The 6,306-nt window shown below is 73.2% G+C and carries 6 protein-coding genes and 1 tRNA gene; 2 read left to right on the forward strand and 5 right to left on the reverse strand.

From position 1 onward, the window contains the following. Positions 1-52: 52 nt before the first annotated feature. The 3 genes from ACE3Q2_RS13150 to ACE3Q2_RS13160 all read right to left on the reverse strand — a co-directional run bounded on the left by ACE3Q2_RS13150 (position 53) and on the right by ACE3Q2_RS13160 (position 1,244). Positions 53-138, reverse strand: a tRNA-Leu gene (locus ACE3Q2_RS13150). A 22-nt stretch (positions 139-160) separates the two neighbouring features. Beyond that, positions 161-739, reverse strand: a complete 579-nt coding sequence (locus tag ACE3Q2_RS13155; protein ID WP_231694090.1) for a cysteine dioxygenase family protein — start codon at positions 737-739, stop codon at positions 161-163. 67 nt (positions 740-806) lie between these two features. Further along, a complete protein-coding gene (locus tag ACE3Q2_RS13160) occupies positions 807-1,244 on the reverse strand; it encodes a hypothetical protein (protein WP_231694091.1) in 438 nt (145 codons plus the stop codon). A gap of 80 nt (positions 1,245-1,324) precedes the next feature. Here ACE3Q2_RS13160 and ACE3Q2_RS13165 point away from each other — a divergent pair, with 80 nt between their 5' ends. After that, a complete protein-coding gene (locus ACE3Q2_RS13165; protein ID WP_374474462.1) occupies positions 1,325-2,647 on the forward strand; it encodes a hypothetical protein in 1,323 nt (440 codons plus the stop codon). Here ACE3Q2_RS13165 and ACE3Q2_RS13170 read toward each other — a convergent pair whose 3' ends face one another. Together ACE3Q2_RS13170 and ACE3Q2_RS13175 are read right to left on the reverse strand one after the other, a co-directional pair. Continuing rightward, positions 2,648-3,307 carry a response regulator transcription factor gene (locus ACE3Q2_RS13170; protein ID WP_231694093.1) on the reverse strand — a complete coding sequence of 220 codons (660 nt, stop codon included), beginning with the start codon at positions 3,305-3,307 and terminating at the stop codon, positions 2,648-2,650. Positions 3,308-3,412: 105 nt separating this feature from the next. Next, on the reverse strand, positions 3,413-4,222 hold the full coding sequence (locus ACE3Q2_RS13175) for a 3-hydroxybutyrate dehydrogenase (protein ID WP_231694094.1): 810 nt from the start codon (positions 4,220-4,222) through the stop codon (positions 3,413-3,415). Between the two features lie 110 nt (positions 4,223-4,332). Here ACE3Q2_RS13175 and ACE3Q2_RS13180 point away from each other — a divergent pair, with 110 nt between their 5' ends. Beyond that, entirely contained in the window at positions 4,333-6,171 is a 1,839-nt protein-coding gene (locus tag ACE3Q2_RS13180) for a 3-hydroxybutyrate oligomer hydrolase family protein (RefSeq protein WP_374474464.1), read from the forward strand. Positions 6,172-6,306: the final 135 nt, after the last annotated feature.

Consider the following 6,306-nt stretch of genomic DNA (forward strand, 5'->3'; position numbering starts at 1 on the left):
TTCACTTATTGGCGGCTATCGCCGCCAATAAGTGAACCTGACCCCGTTTCTTTGGTACCGGTGATAGGACTCGAACCTACACGCCATCGCTGGCAAGGGATTTTGAGTCCCCCGCGTCTACCATTCCGCCACACCGGCACGTGGGCGCGGCGATTATAGCCTAGGCGGCCTCGTCCAGCCCCAGCTGGCGGGCGGCGCGGGCGTACCAGTCGCCCTGCTCCGGGTGGAACATCGAGCAGCAGGTGAGCGCGCGCTTGTAGATGTGCAGCGACACCGCCACCGCATCGGCGCTGGGGTTGCGGATGGTGTGGTACTCGTGCGGCGGGATCAGGCTGCCGGCCGAGCCGACGCCGGCGATGTTGGTGCCCACGGGCTCGAAGCGGAAGCGTTCGCCGTCCTGCTCGCGCAGCTCGTACTGGGTGATTTCCAGCTGGCCGTGCCAGACGCCTTCGACGCACCACAGGCCGGAATGGTCGTGGATGGGCGTGCCCTGCCCCGGGCCCCAGGTCATGGCGACCACGCTGTAGCCGCTTTCCTCGCAGCGGTAGAGCTCGCGGCGGGCGTAGTGGTCAGCCACCGGCTCGAGCACGCAGGGCGGCAGCTGCACCGCCTGGGTGCGGATGAGCTCGGCCAGGCCGTTGCGGATGCGGGTGGTGGTTTCGCGCTCGCAGCCGGTGGCGACGGCGGCGTCGATCATCGCGAACAGCTGGCCACAGCCGGGGAAATCGAGGGCCTGCATGGCGGCACCGTGTGTCGGGAACGTGAAACCAGTCTACCAGCGTCGCCGCGTGGCGGTTTGCGGGCGGTCAATCGCGGGCCCAGGGCCACCAGCCGCGGCCGCTGCGGGCGTAGCGGTCGGCCGCCTGCTCGAAGCGGTTGCGGTGGCTGATGCCGCCGCAGGCGAAGTACAGCGGCAGGAACAGCGGCCCCAGCGCCAGCGCCTGGTAGACATGGGCACGCTCGTGGTCGCCCAGCCGCACGGTTTCGTCGCGGCCGCCGCGGGCGGCGCAGGCGTAGGTGACCGTGCTTTCGTCCAGCGACTGGCCGGTATGCAGGATCACGTTGCCCAGGGTCAGGGCCCCGCCCGGGCCCCAGGGGTAGCGGTGGAACACCAGTGCCGCGTCCGACCAGCGCGGGCGCGCGCCGAAGGGCAGCGCCGCCAGCCCCGCCAGCAGGCCGGCCAGGCTCAGCGGGCTGGCCCAGGCCACGCCCAGCAACACCAGCGGCGCCAGCAGCCATCTCATGGCCGCGATGCTAACACCGTCACCTTGTCCGCCCGCGGGGCGTCTGACAGGCTAGGCCGCATTCCGAAGGACCAGCACCGATGCCCATGCAGGACAGCCCCGAGACCGACGCGTCGCCGACCGCCCTGCCCAAGCGCACCACGCCCACCTGGGAAATGGAGCTGCTGCTGTCGGGCGCCACGGTGTTCGCGATGTTCCAGGCAACGCAGGCCATGACCGCCTGGGGCAGCGGCCTGATCCCGCGCCTGGCCGAGAACCCGCGCATGATCTTCGCCGTGCTGTTCACCTACGGCAACGGTGCCCTGACCCTGCTGACGATGACCTTCGCGCTGCACCTGCTGCTGCGCGCCTGGTGGGTGGCGCTGGTGGGCGTGGATTCGGTCTATCCGGGCGGCCCGCGCTTCGAGCGCCTGCGCGGCGGGCCGATCCACCGCGCGCTGATGATGCGGCGCTGGAAGCCGATCCCCGAGCGCGTCGAGGCCACCGACAACCTGGCCACCACGGTGTTCGCGCTGGGCATTTCGCTGGCGATGATCCTGGTGCCAATCTCGGTGCTGGTGTCGCTGCTTTTCCTGGTGGCGATGGGGGTGGGCTGGCTGCTCCAGCGTCCCGACGACACCAGTACCCTCTTCGCCCTGCTGTCGGTGGCGACCTTCCTGCCGCTGATGGCCGCCGCCATGGTCGACAAGCGGCGCGGCGACAAGCTGGCGCCCGACAGCTGGCTGCGCCGCGCCTGCGAAAAGACCTTGGAGTTCTACTCGCGCGTCGGCATGGGCCGCGATTCGAACCCGATGGTCGCGGTGTTCCAAACCCACGTCGGCGAGAAGAAGGGCATGCTGGTGGTGTTCGCGGTGATGCTCGCCGGCATGCTCGGCAGCACCGCGGGCCTGGCGCTCACGCGCAACCAGTTCGGCCTGGGCAGCTATGCCGCCTTCCCCTACCCGCAGCGCGGCATGGCCGACAGCGTGGACGGCCGCAACTACGCCTCGATGCACGAACCGGGCATGGTGCCGGCGGTGCCCTTCGTGCCGGCGCCGGTGGCCAAGGGCGACTACCTGGCGCTGGTGGTGCCCTACGTGCCGGCGCTGCACGGCGAGCTGTTCGCGGGCTGCGGCGGCAACGCCGCGTCGAAGGCGCTCGATGCCGACGAACGCGAACGCCGCCGCGAACTGCTGGCCTGCGTGGCCAAGGGTTTCACCGTCACCCTCGACGGCCAGCCCGCGCCGGCGCCGCAGTGGTACGCCGACCCGCGCCGCGACCTGCGCGGTTTGCTCTACATGCTGCCGGTGGCCTCGCTCGCGCCGGGCCGGCACGAGCTGGCGGTGATGCCGCCGGAGCCCGGCGACGAGAGGGCGAAGGACGAAGACGTGACCCTGCCCTGGGTCATTCCCTTCTGGCGCTGATCAGGCTTCGCGCGCCGGGTCGCCCAGCGCCAGCGAACCGAGCAGCACGCCGGCCTGGGTGCGGTTGCGCACGCCCAGCTTCTCGAAGATGGCGCTCATGTGCGCCTTCACCGTGCGCTCCTGGATGCCGAGTTCGTCGGCGATCTGCTTGTTGAGCCGGCCCTCGGCCACGCGCGTGAGCACCTTGAACTGCTGCGGGCTGAGCGTGGCGAGCCGGGCCGCGGTTTCGCGGTCGCCGGGGTCGGGCGAGGCGCCGGCCACGGCTTCGCGCAGCGTCGGCGGCAGCCATTCCTCGCAGGCCAGCACGGCGCGCAGGCCGGCCTGCAGTTCGGCCAGGTCGGCGCGTTTGGTCAGGTAGCCGGCGGCGCCGTAGGCCAGGGCGCGACGGATGGTGGCCGGGTCTTCATGCGCCGAGATCATGGCCACGGCCACGCCGGGGTGCTCGGCGCGCAGCGAGGCCAGGCCCACCAGGCCGTGGCTGCCGGGCATGTGCAGGTCGAGCAGCACCAGGTCGGTGTCGGGGTGTTCGGCCAGCGCGGCCTGCACGCCCGGCAGGTCCTCGGCCTCGCCGATCACCGCCTCGGGCAGCACGCCGCGCACCGCCTGCGTCAGCGCGAGGCGGTACAGCGGGTGGTCGTCGGCGATCAGCAACCGTGTCATGCAGCGACTCTACGTGAACCAAACGAACCAGGTTCATTTTTCGCCGCCGGGGCAGCCGGTCCTGGGCCATCTTGCCGGGGCGGAAAATGAACCTGGTTCGCCTCGCTACTGCGAGGTCCAGCCGCCGTCGACGGGGATGGCGGCGCCGGTGAGGTTGTGGGCTTCGGGGCGGCACAGGAAGAGCACGGTGGCGGCGATGTCCTCGGGCAGCGACATGCGGCCGCTGGGCTGCTTCTCGGCCAGCAGCGCGCGCACGCCGGCGTCGCGGTCGCCGCCATGCGCGGCGGCGCGGGCGGCGATCTGCGGCTCGATCAGCGGCGTTTCCACCCAGCCCGGGCAGACGCAGTTCACCGTCACGCCGCCGCTGGCGCGGCTGCCGGCGCCCGCGGCTTCCAGCGCGGCCACCTTGCTCAGGCCCACCAGGCCGAACTTGCTGGCCACGTAGGGCGACTTGTTCACCGACGCCACCAGCCCGTGCACCGAGGCGATGTTCACCACCCGCCCGAACCCACGCGCGGCCATGCCCGGCATCGCCAGCCGCATGGTGTGGAAGGCGGCGCTGAGGTTGATGGCGATCAGCTTGTCCCAGGTGGCGGCCGGCATCTCGCCGATCGGCGCGGTGTGCTGCACGCCGGCGCAGTTCACCAGCACGTCCACCGGGCCCCAGTCGGCCAGCGACTGCATCATGGTTTCCACGGCGGTGGCGTCCGAGAGGTCGGCGCCGAAGTGGCGGGCCTCCGGCGCCCCCGCTTCGCGCACCGCGGCGAGCGCGGCGACCACCTGCTCCTCGCTGCCCAGGCCGTTCACCGCCACGCGCGCCCCGGCTGCGCCCAGCGCCCGGGCAATGGCCAAGCCGATGCCCGAGGTGGAGCCCGTGACCAGCGCCGTGCGGCCGCGCAGGAAGGTGTCGCCCATGGCCTTGATCCTTGTTTCGTAAACGATTCCCCACCCTAGCAGGCGCGTGTTTCCGGCGCGTCGTACCAAGGTACGATGCCGGCCGCCGGCGCCATTGCTAAGGTCTGGCCATGAACCGATCCCCCGCCCTGCTTCCGCTCGCCGGCCTCGCCGCCGCCCTCCTGCTGGCCGGCTGCGCCGGCGTCGCGCCCCGCGCGCCCGACCTCGAAGCGGGCCTCGACCTGAAAACCTACCGCGACGGCGACGACCTGCTCACCGCCGGCCTCGGCGAAGCGGGCCTGCGCAGCGCGGTGCCACCCGCCTTCGCCAACCCCGACGCGCCGACCGCCACGGAACTCCGCCGCCGCGCGGTATGGACGAACTGGCGTGGCATCGCCGACCTCGCGCCCGGTGGCGGCTATGGCGAGGTCTACGGCCAGCTGGCGCCGGTGCCCGGCCGCGAATACCACGCGCTGGCGCGCCTGCCCGGCCGCAAGCAGCCGCACCGCGTGATGGTGCAGCTGCCCGACGCCTTCGACGCGCAGGCGCGCTGCGTGGTGGTCACGGCCTCGTCCGGCTCGCGCGGCATCTACGGCGCCATCGCCCTGGCCGGCGCCTGGGGCCTGCCGCGCGGCTGCGCGGTGGCCTACACCGACAAGGGCGCCGGCACCGGCTACGTGGACACCACCGACGGCCGCGGCTTCGCGCTGAATGGCCAGCTGGCGTCCGACGGCGCACCGGTGGAATTCAACGTGCCGCGCGCCGCGCCCGGCGATGGCATCGCGCCCATCGCGGTCAAGCACGCGCATTCGGGCGACAACCCCGAGGCCGACTGGGGCCGCCACGTCGAGCAGGCCGCGGCCGTGGCGCTGCAGGTGCTCGAGCTCGCGCACCCCGAGGCCGGCCCGTGGACGAACGAATCCACCCGCGTGATCGCCGTCGGCGTCTCCAACGGCGGCGGCGCGGTGCTGCGCGCGGCCGAACTGCCGGGCAGCACCTTCGACGCCGTCGTCGCGGTCTCGCCCAACGTGCTGGCCGGCGACCAGGGCCGCGCGCTCTACGACTACTCCACCGACGCCGCGCTGTGGATGCCCTGCGCGCTCAACGCCGCCGCCTACGACGGCGTGCTGCTGGCCCGCCCGGGTGGCGCGAAGTCACCCGCCGGCGCCAACCGCTGCGCCTCGCTCAAGGCCGCCGGCCTGCTGTCCGCCGACGACGCCCAGGCCCAGGCCGAAGCCGCGCGCGAACACCTGCTCGCCGGCGGCTGGACCGACGCGACCGTCGCCGCCGGCGTGCTCAGCAGCAACTTCGATCTCTGGCGCGCGGTGAACGTCACCTACGCCTCCGCCTATGCGCGTACCGGCCCGGCCGACATGCCCTGCGGTTATTCCTTCGCCGCCATGGGCGCCGACGGCGTGGCGCGCGCGCCCACCGCCGCGGAACGCGCCGCGTGGTGGAGCGACGCCAGCGGCATCCCGCCGGGCAGCGGCGTTGGCCTGCGCGACGCCATGGCCAGCGGCAACGACCCCAGCCTGCCGGGCAACACCTGCCTGCGCGCGCTCTGGGACGACGCCAAGGGCGCCGTGCGCGCCGGCATCGAGGCCACCCGCGCCGCGCCGCCGCGCGCCGGCCTGCCGGTGATCGTGGTGCACGGCACCGACGACGGCCTGGTGCCGGAAGCCTTCAGCGGCGGCGCCTATGCGCGCTGGGCCGAGGCGCAGGGCCGCCCGGTGAGCTACTGGCGGGTGCACAACGCGCAGCACTTCGACGCCTTCCTGGGCCTGCCGGTGCTGGGCATGCGCTACCTGCCGATGCTGCCCTACGGCTACCGCGCGCTGGATGCGGCGTGGAAGCACGTGGCCGAAGGCGCGCCGCTGCCCGGCGACGCCGACATCGCCACCACGCCGCGTGCGTTCAAGGACGGCGCGCTGGCGCCGCTGTCGCGCGAGAACCTCGGCGCCCTGCCCTGAGCCGCCGGGCCGGATCGCGCTACACGCGGCTCCTGTAGGAGCGGGGGGGGGGGGGGGGGCGCGCCCCGCGGGGGGGGCCGCGGGGGCCCCCGCCCGCCGCCGGGGGGGGGGGGGGGGGAGGCGGGGCCGACCACC

Source organism: Arenimonas sp., from assembly GCF_041913985.1.
Lineage (GTDB): Bacteria > Pseudomonadota > Gammaproteobacteria > Xanthomonadales > Xanthomonadaceae > Arenimonas.

What these genes read in the sequence shown, in the direction of transcription:
- ACE3Q2_RS13180 (WP_374474464.1), top strand. Translation starts at nt 4,333, where the DNA reads ATGAACCGATCCCCCGCCCTGCTTCCGCTCGCCGGCCTCGCCGCCGCC.
- ACE3Q2_RS13175 (WP_231694094.1), bottom strand. Translation starts at nt 4,222, where the DNA reads ATGGGCGACACCTTCCTGCGCGGCCGCACGGCGCTGGTCACGGGCTCC.
- ACE3Q2_RS13155 (WP_231694090.1), bottom strand. Translation starts at nt 739, where the DNA reads ATGCAGGCCCTCGATTTCCCCGGCTGTGGCCAGCTGTTCGCGATGATC.
- ACE3Q2_RS13160 (WP_231694091.1), bottom strand. Translation starts at nt 1,244, where the DNA reads ATGAGATGGCTGCTGGCGCCGCTGGTGTTGCTGGGCGTGGCCTGGGCC.
- ACE3Q2_RS13170 (WP_231694093.1), bottom strand. Translation starts at nt 3,307, where the DNA reads ATGACACGGTTGCTGATCGCCGACGACCACCCGCTGTACCGCCTCGCG.
- ACE3Q2_RS13165 (WP_374474462.1), top strand. Translation starts at nt 1,325, where the DNA reads ATGCCCATGCAGGACAGCCCCGAGACCGACGCGTCGCCGACCGCCCTG.